Consider the following 25,876-nt stretch of genomic DNA (forward strand, 5'->3'; position numbering starts at 1 on the left):
TTTACTCGCTTTCTGGATGTTGCGTCTGGCGTGGAAGTCTGTGTAGATCACATTTCGCGGTACAGAATCGCAGGCAAGCCCCCAATCCGCACAACCTACACAGGAACAGGCATGGCAAAAAAAGAAGAAGCATTTGAAGTCGAAGGTACCGTTACTCAGGCGTTGGCCAATACTCGCTTCAAAGTACAGCTAAGTACAGGCTCTGAGGTTCTGGCGCACGTTGCAGGGCGAATGAGAAAGAATTTCATTCGAATCGTTCCTGGCGACAAAGTGCGGGTAGAGCTCTCTCCCTACGATTTGACCAAGGGAAGAATTACTTTCCGCGAACGGTAGGATTGTATTTGGGTATCGCGACGTCTATGCCATCCCATTGCAGCGACGGATCGCCAGTCTTCCATGGGGGGAGCTCTCAATCACCTCCAGCCAGCTTGAGTTTGCTCCGCACGCACGCTTTCGGGCGTTGCATCGCTCGCCACGCGAGCTGTTCCCGCACTGCTTCCCTTAGGAAAAGTGTTATTTTGAGGGTCGCGGGGCGCCCACGCCCGGCGGGCTATCGCTGGCTTTGCCCATCCATTGTGGTGGGTGGTGAGTTTCTAAGGCTAAATATGCCTGCCTGCTGCTTGGCATTGCCGCTGCCCATTTATCGTTTGGTAGTATCAGTTTGTAGTGGACTGGGCGGATATCCAAAGATCCACCCGCATTGGTCGAATGGAATCTCAGTACAATTTCCAAACCCATCTTGCGTAAGATGAGTTGAAAATGTTCTGATACGCGCGCCGCCAGCCGGAGAGCCGTTGGCGGGCAAATTGCGGGGCAGCATTGGGCTGTACAAACCATTTCCATCGTTTTATCGAAGTTGCCGTTTACCTCTTACGAGTTTGAATTAGGAGTTCCCCATGGGTTTTTGCCGTTCCGTTGCAATAACTACGAGCCTTGCGATCTGCGCAAGTGGGCTTTTCAGCCCTACCCTGTCTGCGCAAACTGCGCAGAATCAAGTTGCGATCGTCTCGATCTCGCCGCTTGATAACTTAATGAAGGATGTTAACTACTTGCTGCAGGCAACTAGTTTCCCTGAAATGGGGGGCTTGTTCGGCATGATGGCCAAGCAGTATACCCGCGGTATCGACGGAACGCGTCCCATCGGCGTATCTGTTTCGCTCGCTGGGGAAACGCCATCTGCTTTGATCTTCCTGCCCCTCAGTGATCGTCAGCAGTTCTTCGGGGCTCTGGCTGGGGTCGGCATTGAGCCTGATGATCTGGGCGATGGGGTCTTTGCGATTGATGCAGGTAGCCAAGTGATCTACGCCAAGGATAGTGGGGGGTGGCTCTTTGTGGCGCAGACCGAAGGGGAGCTCGATACGGTGCCCAGCGATCCTGCCGCGCTGCTGGGCGATCTGCCAAGTCGCTATACCGTGGCCGTTAAGGTCGATGTTCAGGCGGTCCCTGACGAGCTCAAGCTGATGGCTGTCGATCAGATGCAAAAAGGGTTTGATCGCGCCAGCGAGAAGGCCAGTGAGCAGTCGGCCGAGGAAGCTGCGATTGCTCGGGAAGCAGGCCAGGCTCAGATCCAGCAAGTCCGGCAGCTTTTGGAGGAGACCGAGCAGTTTACCGTAGGCTGGGCCGTTCGAGCCGAGGAGCAACGCACGTTCTTTGACGCCGGAGCTCAGTTCTTAGCGGGGACTGAATTGGCAAGCCAGGCTGCTAGCTATAAAGATCTTACGACCGACTTCTCCGCGTTTCAGCTAGCCGATTCGGCAATTAGCTTTCACTACGCGGCTGAAATTTTGGAAGGTGCACCGCGGGAAGCCGCTAAGAACAGTATGCGTACGTCCTTGGGGCAAGCCGCCGCAATGCTCAAAAAGCAAGCCAATATGGATGAGGCAACTGCCAGTCTTTTGACAGATCTACTGAACGGCCTGGGCGAGATCACGATCAAGACCATTGATGAAGGAAAGTTTGATGGTGCGGGTAGCGTGATTCTTGGCGACTCGTTGCGAGTGCTAATCGGCAGTCGCATTGCCGACGGTTCGGCACTGGCTGCTGAGCTTAAGAAGGTGGCTGCTGGTCTCCCCCAGGGGTCGGGTGCACCCGCCAGCTTCGAGTTTGACTACGCGGAGCACGCTGGAGTGGATTTGCATCGCATTCGCGTTCCTATCAAAACCAACGATCGCAATGTGCAGCGGGTACTAGGGGAGGAGTTGTTGGTCACGGTCGGAACTGCTTCCAAGGCGTACTTGATCTCGGTGGACCAAGCTGGTGACGCGTCTCTCAAGGCCGCGATTGATCAAATGAAGGGGAGCCTTGGGCAGCCCACGACTCCATTTGATAGCGTTGTACGATTCGGTCAGATTCTGCAGTTCGCGCAGACGATCAGCCCCAATCCGATGTTGAGTAATGCCTTGAATACCATCAAGCAGTATGCCGGTAAGGATACCGTTACCGTTAGTGGTCGTTCCGTCGAGCGTGGAGGGGTTTACCGGTTCTCGATCGATGAAGGTGTGCTTCGGACTATCGGAGCTACCGCGAAGAGTGGTGGTGGTGGCTTCTAGCCGGCCTTCACCACCTCGGCAAATCGCAAGCAAGCTTTTGCTAGCTGACCTGCTTTAGTGACTTAAACAATCGCCGCATCCCATGGATGTGGCGATTTTTTTTGGCGAGGCAGCACGGCTTTAGTGCGTCTGCCGTGCGATTCAGACTTCTCGGCTCAATTTGATTCGGGTTGGAGTCGCAGCGGTTTGTGGAGGTTTAGTCGATTCGCCCGTTTGTGTGGTGCGGCTGGCTGCAGCAGCGGCCTTCCGAGTTCGCTTAAGCGATGTCGGTATGACATCGCGAGTTGATGTGATGTTTTCAGCTTGCCGGCAGCCTGATTGCCAGTCCGTTAGCGGCGAGTTGGCGCTGGAGTAGCGGCGACTTTGCCTTGCGGGCCGCCTGCCAGTCGCCCAGTTCCCCTAAATCCTGCCGGGTTCTTTTCTGGGACTTAAAAATAGGCTCCTGCTTGCTGGACACTTGGTTTTCGGAACATAGGGGGGGTGCCTAGAAAGCGGGCAGGCCTCGGGGTGCCTTGTTTTTGCGCTGGCGTGCGAGTTGTTTGTGCGGTACCGGGAGTTGGGGGTTAACTGCTAGCAATATAAGGACTTAGGGCGAAGCATTTGCTTGCACTAGAAGATTGATGCGAGGTTCAGAACGACGGAGGTTCGAACCCAGACTGGACGACTCGCACAATTGTTTCAGAGGAAGCTATGAACTCTAGCCCATTCCAACAGCCCGAAAATCGTGGACACAGTAGTTACGCCCCCGCTTCCAACTACGAAGATAGAAGCAGGATGCCTTCTTCGTCTGCTCTGCAAGCGTCACGCGAGGTGGCTCCGCCAGTGGTGGCTCCGGAAGTGCCAGCTGAAACGCCGAAGACCAAGCCGGTGAGCGAGTCTGAGTCGAAGTTGGCCCGCGAGCTGTCCCAGTTCAATGAAGTCGTACGCAAGCTAAAGAGTCAGTTTGTGGCCGCCTCAACGTTTGAGTCGCGTTGCGAACAGGCCTTTGATGTGGCGAACGACATGTTTGGCCATGCACCGACGTGGATCTGTTTCTATCGGGAGCTAATGGGGGGGAGTGGCATGCTGCATTCCATCTTCACCGACGCGGGAGATTTCGGCCGCTTCCTACGTAGCGACCAGCATCATCAGATTCAATTGATGCTCACCGCACTGCGCAGCCGAGACTTGCCGGAGAATGATCCCAATGACCCTCAGCGCATGATTACGGTACGACTCCCCAAGAGCTTGCACGAAGCGATGTGCGACGAAGCGGCTCGGCTTAATATCAGTGTCAATCGATTGTGCATCAGCCGCATGCTGCAGTTGCTCGATCCCAAGATGATTCCCGAAAGCCATTCCAAGCCACGCGGACGCAAGCCGCGGACGCGTTCTAAGATTACGCCGCAATCGACAGCGCCCGCACAGCATCCTGCCCAGCCCCAGTCTCAGTCTGCTTCACCGGCCGCGACTCCTCCGTTTTCGTCCAATCCTGGTGCTCGGTATTCTTAGGGCGTGATTGTCGAGGAGTCCGGGGAATGGTAGGACGACGCCAGCCTGCCTGCAGTGCGCAGGCAAGCTGTTGGACATGGGGAATGCTCACCCCTCACTATGTTGGTGGACGATGGTAACGCCCGGGACCACCCCGAGAGGGCTAGCGAGGTGTGCTGATGGGTCGCATCGAGTGTGTCCTAGGTAGAGAGTTCGCTGAACCAATCGGAAAGCCTACGGTTGCAGGACGGAGTGCTTGAGAGGGTAGGGGCCCCCAAGCTCCATGAGTTCCCGAGTGCTCCAGTGCTCCATTGGCCAAGTGCCTTTGGATTGCGGCTTTGCCGGCGAGGAAGCTCAAAACGGAATCCTGTCGTGAAAATTTTGCATGAGGATGGATAGGCGCCTTGGGTGGTTCGAGGGGGGTGGGTGGTTCGAGGGGAGTGGGTGGAGTGGTCCGGCAGCAGCGGGGCCTGCAGCTCCCTTCCGCGAGCGAGGATCGGCTGCTTGACCTTATGCTTGTGCCGCTATCTCGTTGCGGCAGTTCCGCTACCGGTTTGTCGGAATGGTTCCCTAGAACAGCGGGAGAGTGAGCACACAATCTCCATCTTGCGGCCGAGCTGCTTCGCCTGCGATGATTGTCAGGAAGCGAGGTTGCTTAAAGGCCACATCTCGGCCTGCCCTGCCGATAGCGACGAACTTGAATTGAAAATGCTGCGACCATGACATTTCAGATCGATATCGAACAGTACAGCGGGCCAATTGAGCTGTTGCTTCACATCGTTCGCCGTGAAGAACTGACCTTGGCGGACATACCCCTCGCGACGATCACCGATCAGTACCTATTGTATCTCGAGGTGCTGAGTGAATTGAATGTAGACGATGTTGCCGACTTCTTAGATATCGCCAGTTTGTTGGTTGAGATGAAGTCGAAGCAGTCGGTGCCTTCGACCGAAGAGGTTGTTGGGGAAGAGGAAGGAGTGATTGATACCTCTCCTGGAGAACTCGTTTCACGCTTGATTGAGTACAAGCGGATTCGCGATGCAGCTAGCATTCTGGATGAGCAGGGGCAGCGTTGGCAGCTGCGTTATGCGCGCTTGGCCAATGACCTACCGGCGCGGAAAACCGAGATCGGGCATCAGGCGATCGAACCGATAGAAGTTTGGGATTTGGTGAGCGCCTTTGGTCGGATTCTGCGCGAGAGGACCCCACCAGCCACCTCGAATGTGGTCTACGATGACACCCCCATTCACGTCCACATGGAACGTATCCACGGGCTTGTCGTCGAGCATGGGCAGCTGGAGCTGACCAGTTTGTTTGAAGCTGGGATGCACAAGAGCTCATTGGTTGCGATGTTTTTAGCGACGCTAGAGCTGACTCGGCACTACGGCCTGACTACCGACCAGCGGGATACCGGTCATCCTCTGATGTTGATTGCTGGGGAGAATTTCAAGGCCGAGCTGGACGTGCACAAAATTGACAACTTGTCCTTCGACAAAGTTGCCAATTCCAATATGCCGGTAGCCCCGCGCTAGTCGGGCTGCTGATTTAATAGCAATTGGAATTGTGGCGCAGAGGTAGCATGCCCAAATTGCCCGGGAGCGGTAAATGTCTTTCCTAGCTCACGCAGCGAGTTCCTATTTCAACAACAGCCCGTAGCGACCCGGGCTGTTGATTTAATAGCAATTTGAATTTTAACGCGGAGGTTGCGTCCCATACTGCCTTGTAGCGGCAACTATCTTTCCTTGCTCACGCAGCGGGTTACTATTTCGACAGCCCGGACCCGCTGGGGGATTCGCTAGCGGACTTCAAGCATCCGCTCGAGTGCGATGAGCGAGTACTTGGCCGTATCGGGATCGACGTGAATTGGATTGACGACTTCGTCGACTAGCAGGTTTTCTAGGGTCCATGCTAGGTGTGCCAAGTCAATCCGGTACATCGTCGCGCACATGCAGACGACGGGAGACAGGAAGTGGATCTCCTGTTCGGGATGTTCTTTCTTGACACGATTGACGAGGTGCAATTCGGTCCCAATCGCCCACTTGGTGCCAGGCGGAGCTTCCTCGACTGTCTTCAGTATTTTACTGGTCGACCCAGAGACATCGGCGATATCGTTAACTTCCTGAGGGCATTCAGGGTGGACCAGGATTTTGATCCCTGGATATTTTTCTCGGAATTGGGCGACGTGTTCTGGACGAAACATTTGGTGGACGCTGCAGTGCCCCTTCCAGAGCACGACCTTGCTATCGACCAATGCTTGTTCGGTATTGCCGCCAAATTCTTCGGCGTAGGGATCCCACACAGGCATTTGAGCATTGGTAATGCCCATCGTTAGGGCTGTATTGCGTCCTAGGTGTTGGTCGGGGAAGAAAAATACCCGGTCGCCGCGCTCGTAAGCCCATTTAAGTACCGCTGCTGCATTGCTGCTGGTGCAAACGATACCGCCATGCTTTCCGCAAAACGCCTTTAGGCTCGCAGCCGAGTTGATATAGGTGACCGGGATCATTCGAGAGGTGTCGATGACCTCTCCAAGCTGGTCCCAGGCATCCTCGACCTGGCGAATCGCTGCCATGTCGGCCATGGAGCAGCCCGCTGCCATATCTGGCAGAATGACACTGACCCGTTCGCCATTGCGGGTCGCTAGTTTTTCAGGTCGGTTGGCCAGAATATCGGCCGTCTCAGCCATGAAATGCACGCCACAGAAGACAATGGCACGGCACTCGTCGCTGTTCGCCGCCAGTTGGCTCAGTTGGTAGCTGTCCCCTCGCAAGTCAGCATGCTCGATGACTTCATCCTGCTGGTAGTGGTGTCCCAGAATGAGAAGTTTTTTACCCAGCTTAGCCTTGGCCTTTTCGATGCGCTGCGAGAGCTCCTCATTGGAGAGGGGTTTGTAGTCGCTTAGAGGCATCTTTCCGGGGGAGGAGGGGAGCAGGGGGGCGATTGCCATCACAGGTGCCTTCTGGTTCGCTTAACAGGCTTAGATCGTTCAGAATTCTTCGTTTTCTTCCGCTATCGTAGCGAATTCTACTCGTTTTCACCCGCTTAATATAAGGATGTTTTGCTAATCGTGTTAGACGCGAACCGCGCAATCAGTTGAAAGACAGGATCAAGTCCGTTTGGTTGGATGACGATGAAGTTAGGGTGGTTCGACGCTTCGTAGCCCTCTTTCTAATCGCAATCCATGCCGAACGACTCTCACAATACCGTACCCGACCGCGATTTCTGTCGCAGCGTACTCCGCCTGAGAGTTCCGGTCGTGGTAACTTTGGCTCACAAAACGATGAGCATCCAGCAGGTGTTGAATCTCGTTCCGGGCGCAATGATCCAGTTCGAAAAGCCGTATGAGAGTCCAATGACGGTAGAGGTCAGCGATCGGGCTATTGCTGAGGGGGAGATTGTCAAATCGGGAGACCGCTTTGGCATTCGCGTTGGAGAGATCCTGCCGCCGCGTGAAAGATTTGTCGCGTTGCCAACTGCTGAGCATGCTTAAACGCTGGCTCGCCGCCCTCGGGCGTTTGAGGAGCTGCCCCAAGAGACCTCTGCTAGTACGGGTCGCGTAGGCTCACTTCAATTTGGAAGGCTCCCTCGTCGCAGGTAAAGCATGCGAATGCAACCTCGCCGTCTTCTTCAAAATGCAATTGGTGCGTTTGTCCAAAAATGACGGTCGGCAGACCGATTTGCAGACACTCTTTTTTGAGTCTCTCTTTGGCGTTACCGCCGATCATATTGGCGAGTTCGCCGATGACGTCGATAACATCTGAATCGACGGAGTTCGGTCGAGTTCCGGACATGGCCGTAGTGATGGCTAACGCGAGAGTCTCGGACAGATTGATCGCGATTTCCGCTTTGAGGCATCCATGGATGGTGATTAAGCCGGTCAGCGCGTGTCGAGTTTGGGGATAGCCAGACTGGCGAGTGTGCACAGGCGAGAGCCTGATATTGAACATGCGCGCAAACACATTTCTGGCACTTTGGGCTAGAAAGTCGACAACATCCAGCTCTGGGGGAGCCTCGGTTGGCGATGCAACAGCGGGTACCACGGCCTGTAGCACGGTATTGCGCGCCAGGACGGCGTTGAGCAAATCTTCAGGCTTGGAAATAGGGTACACGAGTCTCAACCTTGCGCGACGAAATTAACGCTTTGCCGCACAATTGGGGATGTGCAGCAGGTCAAAAAGAAACGGGGGGGCAGGAGGTCCGTTCCAGATTAAGCTGCCACATATTTGTCGAGTTTGTCTCGCAGTTCTTCTTGCTCAAAAGGCTTGCAGAGATAATCGGTGACACCGGCCTGAATCGCTTCGATGACACGTTCCTTTTCCGCTTCTGTCGTCACCATGATCACAGGGACGTCCGAACCCACATTGCGAATTTCTTTGAGGAGTTCCAGTCCACTCATTTCTGGCATGTTCCAATCGGTGAGAACGAAATCGATATCTTCCGTTTGGAACGCCTGCCAGCCGGCCTTTCCGTCTGCCGCTTCAACCGTATCCATCACTCCGCATGCGTTGAGCGCTCGAATGATTATTTTACGCATTACTCCTGAATCATCGGCCACTAAGACCTTCATACTCCGTCCTTTCGACTAATCGCAATTCGGTGTGAACTTATCAACGGGGTCCCTCGCAAATCCCTACGAGAGAAATGGTTTTCGCCCAATACCACGCTTAACCCATGTTGGAAACTTCGTCGCACCGAACCCGCATCTGCTGTGTGCTCACGTCAAGTATTGGGTTGCGACTTGCAATCCGTCAAACGCTTCCCTGCCCAATCTGAAACACATTTCCGGTCGGAGTTCACTCCATTCGGCTCAATCGTTGCAATCTGCGAGGTTTATCCATCTAGCACACCAATCACTGAGCATTGGTCAATTCGTCTATTCCTCGCCCAACCCGCCCTAAACTCGGATGTATGGTTTGGCAGTGGCGTCATTCGATGGCCTGCTAAGGTACGTATAGCTGCATCGCCTCCATGATCGCGTGGGGAAGCAAGCCGATTCAGAGACGATCATAAGCTGAGAGCAATTCCATGTTTCAGGACGATGAAATCCTACAGGAGTTCGTGAGCGAAAGCAGTGAACAGTTAGCCAATATCGAAGAGGAACTGCTAGCGATCGAGACGCAAGGGGAGCACGCGGACCTTGAGCTCGTGAATAAGGTGTTTCGGGCAATTCACTCAATCAAAGGCGCGGCGGGCTTCCTGGGGCTCTCGAAAATCAATGAATTGTCCCATAGCTTGGAGAACATTCTCAACCGCATGCGCTGCCGGGAGCTAATTCCTACCACAGAGGTGACCGAGGCGCTGCTACGTTCTGCGGACGTTTTGCGAAACTTGATCGCAGATGTGGGCAATAGCAATGCTGTGGATGTATCTGCCAACATTGGTCTGCTCGATCTCATCTATGCGCAGTCATGTCGTTTGCAAGCCACTCCCGAGTCTGCCGGCTCCGATGCGGTGGAGACGCCCCATCCTTCTGTAGCGCAGGAGTCGCATTGGACTTCTGATACGCCGCATTCGAAGAGAGTTCAAGCAATTGCGTTTCCAGCAAAACCTCTTACACTGCCGCCGGTGGCTCCAGGCGAAGGTTCCGACGCGGAGGGCTGCGAGGAGTCAAGTGGCCGAGCCCTGCTGCAACTCGCACGGCAATTGCGAGCCGATATCGAAAGCGCGTTCCCGCCGGACAGTTCGTCACCAGCTCCATCCCACGCACCTGCTTGGGCTACGGAAGAACATCTTGCACAGGACCTTAATTCCCTCCATGCCCGACCGGATGCTAGCGTTCGGGTTTCGGTAGTGGTTTTGGATCGACTGATGAATCTGGCAGGAGAGTTGGTACTAAGCCGCAACCAGCTTCTGCAGGCCGTTGAGGATGCCGAGCAAGAGAAACTGCGTTCAGCGACCTCTCGGATTGATCACGTGACCAGCGAGTTGCAAGATGCCATTATGCAAACTCGCATGCAACCGGTCAGTACTGTCTTCAACCGTTTGCCACGTTTGGTGCGAGATCTGAGCAACAAGCTCGACAAGAAGTGCAACCTGGTCATCAACGGTGGGGAAGTCGAGTTGGACAAAACGATTATTGAAGCGATCGGTGCTCCACTAACTCACTTGATTCGCAATTGCATTGATCATGGAATCGAGTCACCAAGCCAACGCTACGCCGATGGCAAAGTGGAGGAGGGGGAGATTCGGTTGAGGGCCTATCACCAGGCGGGTAAAGTCTGCATTCGCCTGGAGGATGATGGGCGAGGCATTGATGTGGAAGCCATCAAAACTAAGGCCGTGGACCTGCGGTTGCTGGACGCCACGTCGAGTGCATCGCTGTCTGCTGCGGAAGCACTTCGCCTCATCTTCGCACCGGGGTTTTCCACTTCAACGGCGGTAACGGACGTCAGTGGTCGAGGCGTTGGAATGGATGTTGTTCAGACCAACATCGAGGAGATCGGTGGGACGGTTGACATTGAGACGGAGCTCGGCAAAGGCACTGCCGTCCACATTACTCTACCACTGACACTGGCCATCATCCCTTCCCTTATCGTCGGAGTCGATGAGGAGCGATACGCGATCCCTCAGTCCAATATCACGGAGTTAATCCGCATTCCGAGAGCGGAGAGTTCCCAGCGATTGGGAGATGTGCAAGGAGCCGAAGTGCTTCGGCTCCGCGGGCAACTCCTGCCCATTGTTCGCTTAAGCACTATCCTGAAAACGGACAATACGAAGAATTCCGATAGTGAAATGGCGATCAACATCGTGGTCGTTGAAGCTGGACAGTACCGCTATGGAATCCTGGTGGATCGGCTGTTTGACAACGAAGAGATTGTAGTTAAGCCGCTAGGAACAAAACTCAGTTGTTTGGATTGTCTAGCGGGAGCAACAATTCTGGGGGACGGAAGAGTGGCGTTGATCTTGGACGTCACTGGAGTGGCCTGCATGGCAAAGATACGCACCGAGGATTCGCACGTTTGCCCAACAGCTGTTCCTGCCTCAGCCGCGGGTCTTAGCGAACTCCATTCCGTTCTGTTCTTTCGAAACTCTGAGGAAGAGCAGTTTGCAATCCCAATGTCGACCGTCCGCCGCATAAAACGCATCGAGGTCAAGGCGCTCCAGCGCTTAGGCAGTCAACTTTTGCTGTCCTATCGCGGTAGCACGATTCCACTCATCGAGCTCGAGCAATACGTCGCGGCAAAACCACGCAATGCCTCGCTGCGACACGTCAGCATTGTGGTCTTTCGAGTTGGGGTGCATGAAGTTGGATTGATCGCACCTCTCTTGGGCGATATCGGTGAAGTGGAGCTGGATGTAGGCTCGTCCACCGTTGGAGAGAAGGGCGTGTCTGGGATTGTTGCAGTGGACGGAGTGCCAACTCGCTTACTGGACGTCATCGATGTCCTCAAATCGGCATTCCCAAGTTTGGTGCAGCAGGATGCAAAGAATATTGAAACGGCAGGAAAGCATATCCTGGTTGCGGAGGATTCGGATTTCTTTCGAAGGCATCTCGAGAAAACATTAGGTGAGGAGGGGTATTCGGTGACTTCTTGCCGCGACGGTCAAGAGGCGTGGAATCGACTGGAAGACATGGAGACGCTTCCCTATGCATTGATCACTGACATCGAGATGCCGGGGATGACTGGACTGGAGTTGACCACCAGGGTGCGTGGCAATCAACGCACGGCGCCGCTGCCAATCATTGCGCTTTCGAGTCTTGCTGGTGACGAGGACATCAAACGTGGCCGGCAGGCTGGCGTCAATGAATACGAAATCAAGTTAGACCGAGAGAGCCTACTGCAAAAGCTCTTGCACCTTAATTAATTAATGCGATCGCAAAATGACGGAAGACCATCAAAGCCTCTTTGGGCGGCGGACACGGCAAATGCAAGAGCACACGGTGCAACTGGTAACGTTCGAATTGGGGGCAGCTACTCTCGCTTTGGATATTTCAGCGGTTCAAGAGATCAGTCGCAATTCTCAACTGACGAAGGTGCCTCATGCGCCGAAATACGTGCGAGGAATTGCCAATCTCCGTGGTGATGTGGTAACCATCCTGAATCTTCATAGTCACCTTGGGATCCTAGCGAATCCCGCGACAAAAGAAAGTCGTATTCTAATCATCAAGGATGCGAGTGAGACCGTTGGCCTATGGGTTGATCGCGTCTCCGACATTTTGCCGGTACAAGTGCGTGATTTGTCACCACCTCCCAATAACTTGCAAGGCATCTCGAGAACTTATGTTCAAGGGGTGTTTCAAGCCAATGGAAAACTGATCCTGAAAATTGATTTGCAAAACTTGCTCAACTGCTGTCACAATCATTCGCCGCCTGCCGCCGCACTTTGCCTCTGAAAGGACAAAGATGAAAAAAGTGCTTCGCTGCATCGTTGCTGACGTCTCACCGCTGTCGAGGAAGATTGTGCGCGCTGCCTTGGAAATGCTCGACGCAGTGGAAGTCGTCGGAACCGCTTGTGATGGCATTTCTGCGCTGCAAAGATGCCAGCAACTTGAGCCCGATCTGCTAACCCTGGATGTCGAGTTGCCTGGCATGTCAGGTATTGAGGCGGTCCAACGGATGCAGGACCAAAACCCGAATTGCAGGGTCATCATGATTAGCTCGTTGACATCGTCTGGGGCGGCAGTGACCAACGCTGGGCTGGAGGCTGGAGCGTTTGACTTTATCGTGAAACCCATCGCGGCGAGTTTGCCGAAAAGCGTGCAACGCTTGGGAAGCATACTCGCGCCGTGTTTGGATGCAGTGCGGGCAACGTTAGTTGCAGAGGATCCCTCTGCGAAAAGCGGGCGGATCACCACGCGCGCCGTAAGCGGCACGCCTCGTGCTGTCTGCATTGGCGTCTCTACCGGCGGCCCATTGGCATTAAGCAGACTTCTACCGCAACTTCCGTCGCTGTTTCCCGTCCCTATCTTCGTTGTCCAGCACATGCCGCCGTTTATTACTCGCTCACTCGCTCAACACTTGAGTCAAAGTTGCGAGTTGCGGGTTGTTGAAGCAAGCGACGGAATGAAGGGGGAAGCGGGCACCGTGTATGTCGCACCTGGAGGGCGGCAAATGGGCATCAACGCTACCGAGAATCGCATGGCGATTGTGCTTGACGATGCCCCACCTGAATGCAATGCCAGACCGAGCGTTGATTATCTCTTTCGGTCGCTTGCCTCGAGTGTGGGAGGACGCCTGCTAGCGGTGGTGATGACCGGAATGGGAGAGGATGGCGTTGAGGGCTGCCGCTCGGTTCGCAATGCGGGTGGTTATGTCCTTACACAAGATGCCGTATCGTGTGTTGTTTACGGCATGCCCAAACGAGTTGTTGAAGCGGGGATGTCCGATTATGTGGGCAACATCGAAAGTATCGCGAGTCAGATGACGCGGGCTGTCGGGATGGGAGGATTTCAATGCATCTAGAACCGCATGATGTGGAACGGATGTGCGTCTTGATTCAGCAGCTATGTGGGCTGGAACTGGATCAAAGCAAAGGCTACTTGCTCGAGTCGCGTTTGCGCTCAATTGTTCAGCAGGAGCATTTGTCTAGCTACCGAGAATTGGTGGATCGCGCACAACGGCCGGTTGAAATCGCGTTGCGACAGCGCATCGTCGATGCGATCACGACGCATGAAACCATGTTTTTTCGAGATAACTCACCCTTTGATGCCCTACGCTACAAGGCACTTCCTGAAACCATCGACACTAGGTCAGCTAGTTCCAGTCCGAAACGGCTAAGATTCTGGTCTGCTGCATGTTCGACTGGGCAGGAGACCTACAGTATTGCAATGATCTTGCACGAGATGATACCCAAACTGGAAACGTGGGACATCCAAATTCTCGGGACCGATATCTCCGAAGCATCGATCAAGCGCGCTGCGTCAGGGTGGTACGACGATACCGAAATTCAGCGAGGCTTGAGCCCCGAACTACGCGAAAAGTATTTTTCGCGCGCGGAGCAAGGGTGGCAAATCCATGAGTCACTGCGCCGCCTCATCCAGTTCCGGCGTCTTAACTTGCTTCAACCGCTGCCCGATTTTGGAACGATGGACATCGTTTTCTGCCGCAATGTGGCGCTCTATTTCTCCCACGAACAGCAGAAAGCACTGTTTCGCAAGATTCGTCGCGCAATCGCTGATGATGGGTATTTGTTTATTGGTGCCGCCGAGTTCTTGTTAGACCTCAATCGAGAATTCAATGCATTTGCGCACTGCCGCGGAACCTATTATCGACCACTGCCGACGGTTGCTGTGCCGCACCCCTCACGGCCAGCGACTTAGTTGAGAGTGGGTGTGCTGGCGACGGTAAAGGAGGGCGGTGCTAGGCTGCCTTGTGCTCGACGGAAGGACAAATCAAAGCGCAAATCCGATCGAACTCATCAGCGTTGGCAAAACTGATCACGATTCTACCCTTGCCACTCGCACTCTGCTTGAGCTCGGTTTTGGTTCCGAGTGCGAGCCGGAGTTGTTGCTCCAGAGCGGCGATTTGTGGCGAGACGCGTTTGCGAGTTGACTTCTTGCCCCCGCCCAGCGAGCCTGCAATCGCTCCGTCTTCAAGAGCAAGTTGCTCGCTGACGCGACGCTCTGTTTCCCGAACGCTCCACCGATCCTCAGTGATCTGCCTAGCAAAATCCAATTGCTGCGTTTCATCTCCCAGTGGGAGCAGGGCGCGGGCGTGCCCAGCGGTTAAGCTGTCGCTCTGAATCGACTGTTGGATGGCTTCAGGCAGCTCCAAGAGACGCATGAGGTTGGCGATCGTACTGCGGTCGATCTTAAGCCTCTTGGCCAAATCCTCTTGTGTGCATTGGTGTTCGTCAATGTAGCGGCGGAACGAGAGTGCCTTTTCGATCGGGTCAAGGTCTTTCCGCTGCAAGTTCTCGACAATCGCTAGTTCTGCTACGAGTCGGTCATCCGCTTGCCGAACTTCGGCTCGGATCGTCTTCAGGCCGGCGTGAATGGTGGCGCGCAAGCGACGTTCGCCAGAGATGAGCTGGTAGCGATCACCGACCTTGCGAACCAAGACGGGTTGCAATTGCTGATGCTCACGAATGCTTTCCGCCAGCGAAGCAATTTCCTCAGCATTGAACTGACGACGTGGTTGGAAGGGGTTGTTGTCGATTTCATCAACTTGCAATTCCAAGGCCCTTGGCATCGACGGGCTGGATGCCTTTTCTGAGCGGAGCGGTACTGAGCCCGTTACCTTCGAGCTACTGCTGGCCGAGCCCGTTGGTTGCGAACGCTGCTCGGGTAGCGATACCGAAGCCCCTTGGACGCGCGGAGAGCTGGGTGGACTCATTGCTGGGCGCACTTGCTGTGGCGAGCGGTTGGCCATCGGCGTGGCAGTGCGGTTGGTGCCCCCGGTTGCCGTGGAGTCGAGAACTTGATCTTCCTCGAGAGGTGTTCCCAAGAGTGCCGCCAAACCACGTCCCAGTCGTCGATCTTTAGTCACGTTCCAGTACCTCCATGCATAATTCTAAATAGGCTCGACAGCCACGCGATCGGGGAGCGTAATCCATTACGCTTAGTCCGTGGCTGGGTGCTTCGGATACGCTAACATCTCGTGGAATTACCGTGTCAAAAACGATATCGCCAAAAAACTCGCGGACTTCAGCATCGACTTCGTGAGTCAGTTCTAAGGTGGGATCATACATCGTCAGTAGGATTCCGCCAAAGGTCAATCTGCCGTCCCCTTGCTGCATTATGGTCCGAATTACATGAATCATTTGCGTCAAGCCCTCCATGGCGTAGAACTCGCACTGAATGGGCATGAGAACTTCCGTGCTGGCGCTAAGGGCGGCCTGCGTGAGTTGCCCCAAGGAGGGGGGGCAGTCGATCAAGACGTAATCGAAGCTAGCCATGCTCACGTCCAAATGCTGTCGCAGTACTTTGGCGTGGCTTTCACTGCCACGTTCCAAGCGATCTACATCGACAAAACTACGGCTGCCAGGAAGCAAGTCTAGATTCTGCCACTGCGTTGCCAGCAGGCTGTCCCGTAGAGGGGCATTCAGCAACAGAGGATGGTTGTTGGCTGGCTGCAATCCCACACCACTGGTTGCATTGCACTGAGGATCGAGATCGACAAGCAAGGTGCGTTCACCTGCGCGGGCTAGCGCAACGGACAGATTGACTGCCGTTGTCGTCTTTCCAACTCCACCTTTTTGATTTGCAATGCAGATAATTCGCGCCATTCCGGATTCTCTCTTTTTTGGGCGCAGGCGCGAATGCCAATTCTGCAAACTTACCAGCCTTCCAACGCTAGCATTCAAGCTTGGACGCTCAGGCATGGATTGCATTTTCCCTACATTCCTCAAAGGGGGAGCGATTCGTCGTACGGTAAGCCGCAGCTAGCGAGCTCTGCGGAATCTGGCCGGCGCTTGCGGTCGAAGCATTCTGCATGGTTGTTAGGCCCCGCAAAGAAGAAGACGCAATTCCAACAGTTAAGTATTGAATCCTTTCAAAGCAGTGAGCGGAATCGGGAATCGTTGATTTGTCCAACGGTCTCGCGAATCTTCTGGGGTTAAGATGATGCAACTTGTACACTGGTACCGTTCTCGGAGTCTGCGCAGCAAGCTGATTTCGCTGGTCTCGCTACAACTGATCTGTCTCGGGCTGGGATTCATGTGGATGTTCCGCTCGGTGGTGCAATCCGATGCGCGGCAAGATGCAGCCGATCAATCGCGGCAGATCATCGACCTGGCCGAATCGGTCAGAACGCGAGTTGCTCATAACTGGCGAACAGGCATCTACACTCAAGAGCAGGTAGCGGGGTGGGCGCAGGCTGGAGAAACCGAACGAGTTCTATCGAGTTTGCCGATCATGGCGGCCAGAGAAATCCTAAGCGAGAGGGCGCTGACCAGTGGCTATAGTTTCAAGCTGCCTCATCTGAACCCTCGCAATCCCGACAACACGCCCGATGAGGTGGAAGTCAAGGTCTTGAAGCGATTTTCCAATTCGGCTTCGGCAGAAGACTACTATGAGTTCGATACCGCGATGAACGCCATCCGCTATTTTCGCCCGATCCATTTGACGGAAGATTGCATGATCTGTCATGGAGACGCGAAGAACTCACAGAAGTATTGGGGGAATGCGGAAGGAATCGATGGGACTGGTTTTCCGATGGACAATCTGGCCATAGGAGCTAGCTACGGGGCTTACGAAGTAATCCAGTCGATGGACAGAGCCGACGCCAAGGTGGCACAAGCAACGCTGCGTGGCTTTGGGATGGTCGGTGTTGCAATTATTGTTTCGTGTGCGGTTTTGGCTTGGCTCCTCAATAAGTCACTGCTCAATCCACTTCGAAATGCCTCGCTGGCATTCTCTCGACTCGTGGCCGGCGACTTGAAACATGAAATTGTGGTGGAAAGCAACGATGAAGTCGGCCAATTGCAAGCTGGGATCAACACCATGACCCAACGCATGCGAGCCATGATTCAGAGCTTTCGGAGCAATTCTGACGAATTGGGGAAGGTCTCTACCAGCCTCGGCCAAACGGCCGACAGTGTTGGCATGGCCGCAATGAATACTTCCACTCGGTCGCAATCGGTTTCAACCGCGGCTGAGGAAATGAGCCAATCTTTGCAATCGATTCGCACTTCCCTCTCCACCGTCAGTTCAACGGTGCAGGAGGTGGCCGCGGCATCCTGCCAAGTCATGAGCAATGCGGAGAATGTTGCCATCAATACCGAGAGGTCTGCCAGAATTGCTCAAGACGCGGAAGCCCTAGCAGCTGACGGCGGCCAGCGGATCAAGCAATTAGAATCGGCTGCCAATGGTATTGGCGACATTATCAGTGTCATCAAAGACATTGCTGAACAGACGAATCTACTGGCATTGAATGCGACGATTGAAGCCAGTCGAGCTGGGGAGGCCGGCAAGGGGTTTGCCGTCGTTGCTGCGGAAGTTAAGCAGTTGGCTGGGCAAACGGCGGAAGCGACCCGTGAGATTCGGCGCAGAATTGAATCCATTCAAACCATCTCCCAACAGGTTGTCGATGCCATCCGCGAAATCGCTACGGTCGTGGAGAGTGTCAGCCGCTGCACGTCGGAAACATCGCATGCCGTAAGCGAACAGAAGGAGACGATCACCAAGGTCACTCGTCAGCTGGCTGCTGCCGCGGAGATCACACGGACGGTCGCTAGTGGCGTTGACGAAACCGTACTAGCCGCCCAAGAGGTTAGCCTGAGTATTCACGAGGTGAACGCCATCGCAGAAAAAACATCACAGGAAGTGGAGTTGACGAAGGCGGCAGGGTCCAATGTGCGACGTGTTAGCGAGCACTTTAGTGAACAGCTCGATGCGTTTGCCGTGTGAGCCCCAGTGCGCTTGAGGCAAGATTACGCTCTGAACATAAGGCAAGGAGATCTGGCCGCACCCCAGTTGGATTCTGCGCGTTTGGCAGTTGGCGTGAGCATGATTGCAATGGCGTAGTCCCCAGCGTTCCCTGGAACCTGCTGGCCTCTGAGTTGTCTGCCCCCGCAAGTGGCATAGGTCCGACAAGAATTTTTTGAGCTAGCTTAAAACCGAGTGCTGAAACTGGCTGCGCACCGGGTTATCATCTGATATTATGCTACTTTACTGGGGCGCTAGGCGGCTTTAATGCTTAGGCCGCCACGAAGTTGTGCTCAGCTCAATATCGTTCTGCGGCATCTTGTCCCGCTCGATATTTTCGCACAACTGCACGCCCACCTCCCTCCCATTCCCACCAAGGTATTCAACATGAACCTGAAAGCAACACTTCTTGCTTCCCTGCGCACAGTGGCGCGGCCGTTGGTCTGCGCATTGGCGCCGCTGGCCATTGCCAGCCCAGTCATGGCCGACGTCGCGGTCCCCAATATTTTCGGTGACCATATGGTCCTCCAACAGAAGCAGCCCAATAAAGTTTGGGGCAAAGCTGACGCCGGTGAGAAAGTTACGGTCTCCTTTGGAGGTCAGCAGCAATCCGTCGTCGCGAGCGACCAAGGGATGTGGTCGGTATGGCTTGATCCCATGCCCGCCAACAAAGAGTCGCAAGAGTTGACCATTCGTGGCAACAACGAAATCAAAATTGCCGACGTGTTGGTAGGAGAAGTTTGGATTTGCTCGGGGCAGTCCAATATGGAATGGAGAGTAGGCAATTCCAACGACCCCGATTTGGTAAAAGCTTCCGCCAAGTACCCACTGATCCGGTCGATCAACTACCCGAACGTTGGCACGCAAGAGCCCGTTTGGACGCATGACAAATCCGATTGGATGGTCTGCTCACCCGACACCGTAGGCGAGTTCTCTGCGGTCGGCTACTTCTTTGGTCGCCAAGTCTTCCAAGTGATTGACACTCCCATTGGGCTCGTCAACGACTCATGGGGCGGCTCCGCTGCCGAAGCGTGGGTCAGCCGTGAGGTCTTGGAGGCCGATGGCGCTTACGCCGAACGCCTGGCGAGCTATGACGCCATGGAAGCCGAACGCACTAAGCTCAAGGCCATGCCCGAATTGACTAAAGAGCAGCAAGACCGGTTGAATAATCTGTCTCGTAACCTGGATGGAAACCATCGTCCAGCCAATATCTACAATGGCGTGCTTAAGTCACACCTCGGTTACGGCATTCGTGGGGCCATCTGGTATCAGGGCGAATCGAATGCGGGGAGAGCTTATCAGTATCGAGATCTGTTTCCCTTGATGATCGATAGCTGGCGCAAAGAGTGGGGCCAGGGAGATTTTCCATTCTATTGGGTCCAGCTAGCCGATTTCCGCAATGAGTCCACTGAGCCGATGGAGAGCGATTGGGCCGAATTGCGCGAAGCTCAGACGATGACCATGACCAAATTACCCAATACGGGCGAAGCGGTGATCATCGACATTGGCGAGGGAAAAGATATTCACCCTCGCAATAAAGTGGATGTTGGACAGCGATTGGCGCGTTGGGCATTGGCCAACGAGTATGGGGTAGAGGTCGCTTTCCACAGCCCGACCTATCGCGCAATGGAAGTTGCCGATGGAAAAATCACTCTTTCCTTCGACCATGTGGATGGAGGCTGGCGCCCCTTTGACGTAGCGCAACCCCTTGGGTTCACCATCGCCGGTGCTGACAAGAAGTTCGTCAATGCGGACGCAAAGATTCTCAGCGATGGACGGGTTGAAGTCTCCAGCAGCAGTGTGCCTGAGCCGGTAGCGGTTCGCTACGCTTGGGCCGACAATCCGATCTGCAATATGTACAGCGGAGTCACGCTGCCACTCACACCGTTCCGTACCGACGATTGGCCTGGTAAGACGGTCGACGCCAAATAGATCGGCGATTGGCTGAGCCCGGCGACTTGTCACCCGGCGCAGTTGCTCTGAAGATTTACTGAGCCGGCCGTGATGGCCGGCTTAGTTGCTAGCACGAAGCGTCAGCTGGAAACGGCAAAGGCCCCTACGCTGACGCTTCGAATTCACAGGTGTTGATCGCGCTGGTCGATTTCCAGGACAGCATCGAGATTCGCAGGTGCCGCGACCTAGATGACACCACCGTGTACGCGATAAGGTGTCATGTGGTCAGGCTGATCTACCATCCAAAAACGCTCCCACTCTTGCAGAAGCAAGCGGAGGTTTTCCGACGTGTAGACCAACTGCTCGGCACGTCTTTCAGGGATTGCGGAGTAGATAGGTAGCGCACAACCACTGGCGGTCACACAGCCCAACAATAAAGCAGCACAAATCCAGCGTCGCATCCTAGTTCCTCCGTGAAACATCTGGCTGGTCTTTACTCTAAGCGTCGCGTTAGAGCAGTTTAAAAACTCGGTCCGCACTCACCGCCGCACATGCCGGCTAGGGCATTGACGGTGAAGTACTAACTTCCTTACTAATTCGGTTCATGGTGAATTGGCTGGGACGCATCCCCTGGGAGAGTTCCCCCTCCAGTGGACTGCCCACGGGCCAATTCCTTCTGTTCCGCCAGGGCCAGCTCGATTCGAGCCTTTTCAGCGGCGGCATCTTCCAGCTTCTGAACCCGAGCTTCCATCTCTTTGCCAGGCTTAAAAGTTACCACAAATTTCTCAGGTACGTCGACCTGCCGACCAGTCCGAGGATTGCGTGCCTTGCGTGCCTTGCGACTTTTGACCTGGAATACGCCAAAGTTGCGAAGCTCGACACGGCCCTCGTCCAATAGGTTTTCGACAATACCATCAAAGGTGAGCTGCACAATCTCTTTGATTTGGAGTTGAGTCAGTCCCGTCTTATCGGAAATCGTCTTAACGATCTCTTTTTTGGTCACGTGCGGTCGCTCCTTAGCCAGCCCACAAACGCCGTAAGTCATTTGCATGCAACAAGTTAATGAGCGAAGTCTACTGCCAGAGCAACCGTCCGTCAAGGTCTGGGAAAGCTACCGCCTCGGTGCAATAGCCACCGGTCAGCAACTGAACACCAACTCCTACAAACAACTGAATCGTCCTTACAGTCGCTAAACTTTACTAAATTCCTGCAATCCCACTTTCCGTCATAAGCAATTCCACCCGGGTAATCGGAGCGATTCAGTGGTGCAGGAGCCCCCTCACTACGTTCCAGCTTCCCGTTTAAACTGTTCCCGCTGCAATCTCCATCTCTTCGTTCGCCAACGAATCTAGGCCCACAGCTTGGACAGTTCCCGGATCTACAAAGTTTCCAACGTTGCCCTGGCATTAATCTTGTGTCTCTTGCCAATACTCGGCTATTGGGCAATCCATGTGAGGTATGGGACTGCGTTGGTCGAAGAATGGTTGCCTGAGAACGATCAAGTCGTCGCTAGCTACCATCGCTTCGTTGAGCACTTTGGCCACGACCAATTCCTATTGATCAGTTGGCCTGATTGCGATCTTGAAGACGCTCGCTTGCCGATTTTCGCCGAACAGCTGTCGGCACTTCGCCAGCAGCATCCGGAATACCGCATCCTAACGGTGAACCATTCGCTGCAGGCTGTCGAGCAGCTCACCAACTCACCGCTCAACTTTACTGAGCCAGAAGCCATCGAGCGTCTCCAGGGGATCGCCCTGGGGAAAAATCTGACCTGCTTCGTGACGTTGCAGCTGGGATTTGCGCCTGGGGAGATGCGCACACAGCTCTTGGCTGCAATTGCCGCAATTGCAGTCGCCGAGTTCAACTTCTCACCGGAGGAATTGATCCTTGCAGGGGAACCGCTTCAGGTCTCGATTATCGACCGTGCCAGTCGCGAGACGATGCAGTATTACGTCTGGCCCTCTTCGCTCTTAGCGCTATTGGTGGCCTGGCGATGCTTGCGAAGCGTCCGTTTGACTTTGCTGGTCTTTGCCTTTGCAGGCATAGGGCAACTGCTCGGCCTAGCGCTGATTTCCGTTTGGCTAGGCGAGATGAGTGCTGTTCTGGTAGTGCTACCCACCCTGGTCTTCATGTTGACGCTGTCTGCTGCGGTGCATTTGACCCATTACTTTATGGATGCGGGTGGGGAGCAGTCGCACACCTCGGGGGCTGACGCTCTCAGAATAGGAGCGATGCCGTGCGTACTGGCGACACTCACGACCTTGTTCGGATTTGGTTCTCTGGTGGTCAGCCAGCTCGCCCCAGTCTGGCAATTTGGGCTCTTGGCGGCTATTGGTTTAGGCTGTTCTACGACGGTCTTGTTATTCGCCTTTCCGGCGGGCAGCTCCCTTTCAGCTTGGGCATACCGCAGCCTCGGGCGATTGCATGCTGGCAGTGGAAGCGGTATTTCAGCAAAAGCTGAGAGTGCGCCGGCATCGCATAACCGACTGCACGAAGGCTTGCCTCCGCAGCCTCCTCCATTGAGACCAATGGATGCTAGGTTCAGCACTTTCATTTTCCAGTCGACTCAGCGGTATTCGACTCCGATCTCGCTCGTTGGAATTGGGCTGTTGGTCATCGCCTTGCTAGGAATTCCGCGGCTGCGAACTTCGACGGAGTTTACGGATATGTTCCCGGCCAATAGCCGCGCCGTGAAGAGCCTCAGGTGGGTGGAGGAAAATATAGGGCCCATCAATGTACTCGAGTTCTTGCTCGATTTTCCTGGCACCGCGGCGGTGGATCTTCCAGACCAAGTGCAGCTCCTTGCAAACTTGCACACAGCGCTTCAGCAATCGCCGCATGTGGACTCGGTTTGGTCGACAGCTACGTTTCTGCCGCTGGCGATGCTCAAGCAGGGAGCAGAACCGTTCGATCTTGAAGCGAAGGGGATTCGGAGCACTATTCGGCGGGCTGTGCTCCGCAAGAAACTCGAGGAGATGCTGCCCGTGCTGCAAGCGGCGCAATTAGTCCATCAATCGGATGCGGGGCAGACGTGGCGATTGTCGATTCGCGTGCGCGACATGAACGGGGAAAACTTCAACGCAATCCGTAAGGAAATGGTCGAGCGCGGGCTGGCGATATTGCTCGCTGGGGAGCCCCCTGCGGTTGTGCCAACGGTGGATGCTGCAGAGATTAACAGCTGGGAATTGCCCGCTTGCGATCTAACCGTCACTGGCCTGCGAACGGTCGTTGAACGGGCCCATCACGCGTTGCTGAGTGATCTAGGGATCAGTTTCATGACCGCTTTCGTCCTCATCACCCCCGTCATGATGTTGATTGTGCGAGGCGTATTGGCTGGCTGCCTACTGATGATCCCCAACATTCTGCCCGTGGCGATGGTCTTTGGCGGTATGGGATGGTGGGGTGTTCAATTGGATGTCGCCAGCATCCTAACAGCCAGCGTGGCGCTGGGGATTGCGGTCGATGACACCTTGCACTTTATCAGCTGGTATGTGCGAGGACGCCGTGCTGGCAAGGAGCCGAGCGCTGCTGTCCAGGTTGCCATTTCGGCCTGTTGGCGCCCCATGTTGCACACGACACTTATTTGCACCGGAGCAATGCTCCCCTTTTTCTTTAGTGACTTCCTACCCACTAGCAAATTCGCTCTACTGATGATTTTGATCCTCAGTGGGGCCATTCTGGGGGATCTCATCTTGCTTCCGGCTCTGCTGCAAGGACCGCTAGGGAAGTGGATCGGAAAGAAGCGGGAGATAGCCTCAGGTTGAGGTTCGAACATCTCACGGCAAGCAGAATCCAGTTGCTCCACTTGCGGGTTGAGTCAGGACTCAAGCTCTTCCCATCGCTCTAGATGCTTGGCAATCTCTGCTTCGATTTTAGCGAGCTCCGCTTGTTTGAGTGCAATTTGATCGCCGGGGAGTTTGTAAAAATCTGGCGCAGCCATGGCATCGTGGAGAGCCACCGTGGCCAACTCTAGGTCGTTAATTTTCTTGGGAATCGCTGCTAATTCTTGCTGTTCCTTGAACGTCAATTTCTTACGCAAGGGCTTCGTTGCCGTGTTTCCCGACTCGACCGGCGCAGCGACGGCTGGAGACTTGGCGGCATTGGCCAAGTCCTGTTGTCTTTGACGAGATTGTCGCAGCCAATCGTCGTATCCGCCGACATAGTCTCCGATGCGGTAATTGCCGTCTTCACCAACTTCGAAGACGAGCGTGCTTGAGACCACGTTGTTGAGAAATTCTCGATCGTGGCTAACAACTATCAAAGTTCCAGTGTAATCCACCAATCGCTCTTCGAGCATTTCCAGCGTTTCGGCGTCGAGATCATTAGTCGGCTCATCCAACACAACTACGTTGGCCGGTTTCGCGAAGAGCTTGGCTAATAGAACTCGATTCCTCTCACCGCCGCTGAGCTGTTTAATGGGGGTCCGTGCCCTGGCGGGAGTGAACAAAAAGTCTTGTAAATAACCGAGGACGTGCCGCGGTTTTCCATTGAGATTAATGTTCTCATAGCCATCGGCGACATCTTCTTCGACCGTTCGGTTGGGATCCAATTGGTCGCGCAATTGGTCGAAGTAGGCCACTTGCAGATTGGTTCCCAAACGCACGTTTCCCGCTTGCGGCTCAAGTTCGCCTAGCAGCAGCTTTAGCAAAGTGGTTTTGCCGACACCATTGGGGCCCACAATGCCAACTTTGTCTCCACGAAACAACGTGGTTGAGAAATCTTGAATAATGGTGGGCGCCTGACCTTCGCGAGCGGGGTGGGCAAAGGAAATTCCTTCCACACGCGCAACCAGAGTTCCGCTTCGCCCTGCCTCTTGAATTTGCAGATTGGACGTGCCAATCTTTTCGCGTCGCTCGCTACGGATACTTCGAAGTTTTTCCAACGCCCGCACTCGCCCTTCATTGCGAGTTCGGCGGGCCTTGATCCCTTGCCGAATCCAAACTTCCTCCTCGGCAAGCTTCTTGTCGAACAGCGCGTTCTGCTTTTCCAACGCGGCCAATGCCTCTTCTTTGCGAGTCAGGAACGTATCGTAATCGCAGGTCCAGTCAAAGATCTGACCGCCATCGATCTCCAAGATCCGACTTGCCAATTTTCGCAGGAACTGACGATCGTGCGTGATGAAGATGTAGGCCTTGTTCCATCGCGTCAGGAAGTCTTCCAGCCAGCGAATGGCATCGATATCCAAGTGGTTCGTGGGTTCGTCCAGGAGCAGCAGGTCGGGAGCATCGACCAACGCGCGTGCCAAGAGGACACGTCGCTTCATCCCCGATGACATCGAGGCCACACTGGCGGTTGGATCAAGTTCCATGCGAGACAGAATCTGATCTACCTTGTGATCGATCTCCCAGTCTTGGATCTCCTCGTCGTCTGCTCCTCCGCTTGTCGAGATTCCACTTCGCACCACTTCATGCACGGTCCCCGCCAGATCCTGCGGTACGTCCTGCTGCAACAAGGCGACGCGCGTGCCGGGGGCCCATTGGACGCTTCCGTGATCTGCCTCGATGACTCCCGAAAGGATTTTAAGTAGTGTTGTCTTGCCTGCTCCGTTGCGACCGAGCAGGCCAATACGTTGTCCAGGTTCAATAATGCAATTCACCTCATCCAACAGCGCGGGACCGCGGAAACGGATGGATAGGTCTTGAAGGGTAACCAGCGGCAC

The 25,876-nt window shown here is 54.6% G+C and carries 21 protein-coding genes; 13 read left to right on the top strand and 8 right to left on the bottom strand.

Going from position 1 to position 25,876, the window contains the following annotated elements; genetic code table 11:
* Nucleotides 1-111: 111 nt before the first annotated feature.
* The 4 genes from infA (at nucleotide 112) to Q31a_RS10525 (ending at nucleotide 5,551) form a co-directional block, all read left to right on the top strand.
* The gene (infA, locus tag Q31a_RS10510) at nucleotides 112-333 is read left to right on the top strand and encodes a translation initiation factor IF-1 (RefSeq protein WP_145077317.1); all 222 of its coding nucleotides are present in this window, start codon (nucleotides 112-114) and stop codon (nucleotides 331-333) included.
* A gap of 563 nt (nucleotides 334-896) precedes the next feature.
* Complete coding sequence (locus Q31a_RS10515) at nucleotides 897-2,549, top strand: hypothetical protein (RefSeq protein ID WP_145077319.1); 1,653 nt, start codon at nucleotides 897-899, stop codon at nucleotides 2,547-2,549.
* Between the two features lie 774 nt (nucleotides 2,550-3,323).
* Nucleotides 3,324-4,040 (top strand): hypothetical protein, encoded by a 717-nt coding sequence (locus Q31a_RS10520; RefSeq protein WP_145077321.1) that lies wholly within the window; start codon nucleotides 3,324-3,326, stop codon nucleotides 4,038-4,040.
* Nucleotides 4,041-4,738: 698 nt separating this feature from the next.
* Entirely contained in the window at nucleotides 4,739-5,551 is an 813-nt protein-coding gene (locus Q31a_RS10525; RefSeq protein WP_145077323.1) for a segregation and condensation protein A, read from the top strand.
* A gap of 263 nt (nucleotides 5,552-5,814) precedes the next feature.
* Here the strand turns inward: Q31a_RS10525 and nadA are convergent, their stop codons facing one another.
* Nucleotides 5,815-6,963 (bottom strand): quinolinate synthase NadA, encoded by a 1,149-nt coding sequence (gene nadA / locus Q31a_RS10530; protein ID WP_145077325.1) that lies wholly within the window; start codon nucleotides 6,961-6,963, stop codon nucleotides 5,815-5,817.
* Between the two features lie 234 nt (nucleotides 6,964-7,197).
* Between nadA and Q31a_RS10535 the strand changes: the two genes are divergently transcribed.
* Nucleotides 7,198-7,506, top strand: a complete 309-nt coding sequence (locus Q31a_RS10535) for a FliM/FliN family flagellar motor C-terminal domain-containing protein (protein ID WP_145077327.1) — start codon at nucleotides 7,198-7,200, stop codon at nucleotides 7,504-7,506.
* A 52-nt stretch (nucleotides 7,507-7,558) separates the two neighbouring features.
* Here Q31a_RS10535 and Q31a_RS10540 read toward each other — a convergent pair whose 3' ends face one another.
* Both Q31a_RS10540 and Q31a_RS10545 read right to left on the bottom strand, forming a co-directional pair.
* Nucleotides 7,559-8,125, bottom strand: coding sequence for a chemotaxis protein CheX (locus Q31a_RS10540; protein ID WP_145077329.1), 567 nt, complete (start codon nucleotides 8,123-8,125; stop codon nucleotides 7,559-7,561).
* A 98-nt stretch (nucleotides 8,126-8,223) separates the two neighbouring features.
* A complete protein-coding gene (locus Q31a_RS10545; RefSeq protein WP_145077331.1) occupies nucleotides 8,224-8,583 on the bottom strand; it encodes a response regulator in 360 nt (119 codons plus the stop codon).
* A gap of 458 nt (nucleotides 8,584-9,041) precedes the next feature.
* On the opposite strand from Q31a_RS10545, the gene Q31a_RS10550 reads away from it, so the two are divergent.
* From Q31a_RS10550 to Q31a_RS10565, 4 genes are read left to right on the top strand one after another with little or no spacing between them, the layout of a single operon-like run.
* The gene (locus tag Q31a_RS10550; protein WP_145077333.1) at nucleotides 9,042-11,822 is read left to right on the top strand and encodes a hybrid sensor histidine kinase/response regulator; all 2,781 of its coding nucleotides are present in this window, start codon (nucleotides 9,042-9,044) and stop codon (nucleotides 11,820-11,822) included.
* Nucleotides 11,823-11,838: 16 nt separating this feature from the next.
* Nucleotides 11,839-12,351: a chemotaxis protein CheW gene (locus Q31a_RS10555; RefSeq protein WP_145077336.1), complete on the top strand. Its 513-nt coding sequence runs from the start codon at nucleotides 11,839-11,841 to the stop codon at nucleotides 12,349-12,351.
* A gap of 10 nt (nucleotides 12,352-12,361) precedes the next feature.
* Nucleotides 12,362-13,420: a chemotaxis-specific protein-glutamate methyltransferase CheB gene (gene cheB / locus Q31a_RS10560; protein ID WP_145077338.1), complete on the top strand. Its 1,059-nt coding sequence runs from the start codon at nucleotides 12,362-12,364 to the stop codon at nucleotides 13,418-13,420.
* Nucleotides 13,411-14,277 (top strand): CheR family methyltransferase, encoded by an 867-nt coding sequence (locus tag Q31a_RS10565; RefSeq protein ID WP_145077340.1) that lies wholly within the window; start codon nucleotides 13,411-13,413, stop codon nucleotides 14,275-14,277. Before cheB ends, Q31a_RS10565 begins: the two co-directional genes overlap by 10 nt.
* Nucleotides 14,278-14,317: 40 nt before the next feature.
* Here the strand turns inward: Q31a_RS10565 and Q31a_RS10570 are convergent, their stop codons facing one another.
* Together Q31a_RS10570 and Q31a_RS10575 are read right to left on the bottom strand one after the other, a co-directional pair.
* Nucleotides 14,318-15,445, bottom strand: a complete 1,128-nt coding sequence (locus Q31a_RS10570; protein ID WP_231691143.1) for a ParB/RepB/Spo0J family partition protein — start codon at nucleotides 15,443-15,445, stop codon at nucleotides 14,318-14,320.
* Nucleotides 15,438-16,184, bottom strand: a complete 747-nt coding sequence (locus Q31a_RS10575) for a ParA family protein (RefSeq protein ID WP_145077343.1) — start codon at nucleotides 16,182-16,184, stop codon at nucleotides 15,438-15,440. Before Q31a_RS10575 ends, Q31a_RS10570 begins: the two co-directional genes overlap by 8 nt.
* 334 nt (nucleotides 16,185-16,518) lie before the next feature.
* On the opposite strand from Q31a_RS10575, the gene Q31a_RS10580 reads away from it, so the two are divergent.
* Complete coding sequence (locus Q31a_RS10580) at nucleotides 16,519-18,306, top strand: methyl-accepting chemotaxis protein (protein ID WP_145077345.1); 1,788 nt, start codon at nucleotides 16,519-16,521, stop codon at nucleotides 18,304-18,306.
* A 285-nt stretch (nucleotides 18,307-18,591) separates the two neighbouring features.
* Nucleotides 18,592-20,256 (top strand): sialate O-acetylesterase, encoded by a 1,665-nt coding sequence (locus Q31a_RS10585; RefSeq protein ID WP_231691144.1) that lies wholly within the window; start codon nucleotides 18,592-18,594, stop codon nucleotides 20,254-20,256.
* 206 nt (nucleotides 20,257-20,462) lie between these two features.
* On the opposite strand, the gene Q31a_RS10590 is transcribed toward Q31a_RS10585, so the two are convergent.
* A complete protein-coding gene (locus Q31a_RS10590; RefSeq protein WP_197356629.1) occupies nucleotides 20,463-20,678 on the bottom strand; it encodes a hypothetical protein in 216 nt (71 codons plus the stop codon).
* A 131-nt stretch (nucleotides 20,679-20,809) separates the two neighbouring features.
* Nucleotides 20,810-21,220, bottom strand: coding sequence for an HU family DNA-binding protein (locus Q31a_RS10595; RefSeq protein WP_145077349.1), 411 nt, complete (start codon nucleotides 21,218-21,220; stop codon nucleotides 20,810-20,812).
* A 46-nt stretch (nucleotides 21,221-21,266) separates the two neighbouring features.
* Here Q31a_RS10595 and Q31a_RS30115 point away from each other — a divergent pair, with 46 nt between their 5' ends.
* Nucleotides 21,267-21,410, top strand: coding sequence for a hypothetical protein (locus Q31a_RS30115; protein ID WP_197356631.1), 144 nt, complete (start codon nucleotides 21,267-21,269; stop codon nucleotides 21,408-21,410).
* Nucleotides 21,411-21,578: 168 nt separating this feature from the next.
* Nucleotides 21,579-23,981 carry an efflux RND transporter permease subunit gene (locus tag Q31a_RS10600; RefSeq protein ID WP_145077351.1) on the top strand — a complete coding sequence of 801 codons (2,403 nt, stop codon included), beginning with the start codon at nucleotides 21,579-21,581 and terminating at the stop codon, nucleotides 23,979-23,981.
* 53 nt (nucleotides 23,982-24,034) lie between these two features.
* Here Q31a_RS10600 and Q31a_RS10605 read toward each other — a convergent pair whose 3' ends face one another.
* Nucleotides 24,035-25,876, bottom strand: coding sequence for an ATP-binding cassette domain-containing protein (locus Q31a_RS10605; protein ID WP_391575321.1), 1,842 nt, complete (start codon nucleotides 25,874-25,876; stop codon nucleotides 24,035-24,037).

Source organism: Aureliella helgolandensis (assembly GCF_007752135.1).
Classification (GTDB): Bacteria; Planctomycetota; Planctomycetia; order Pirellulales; family Pirellulaceae; genus Aureliella; species Aureliella helgolandensis.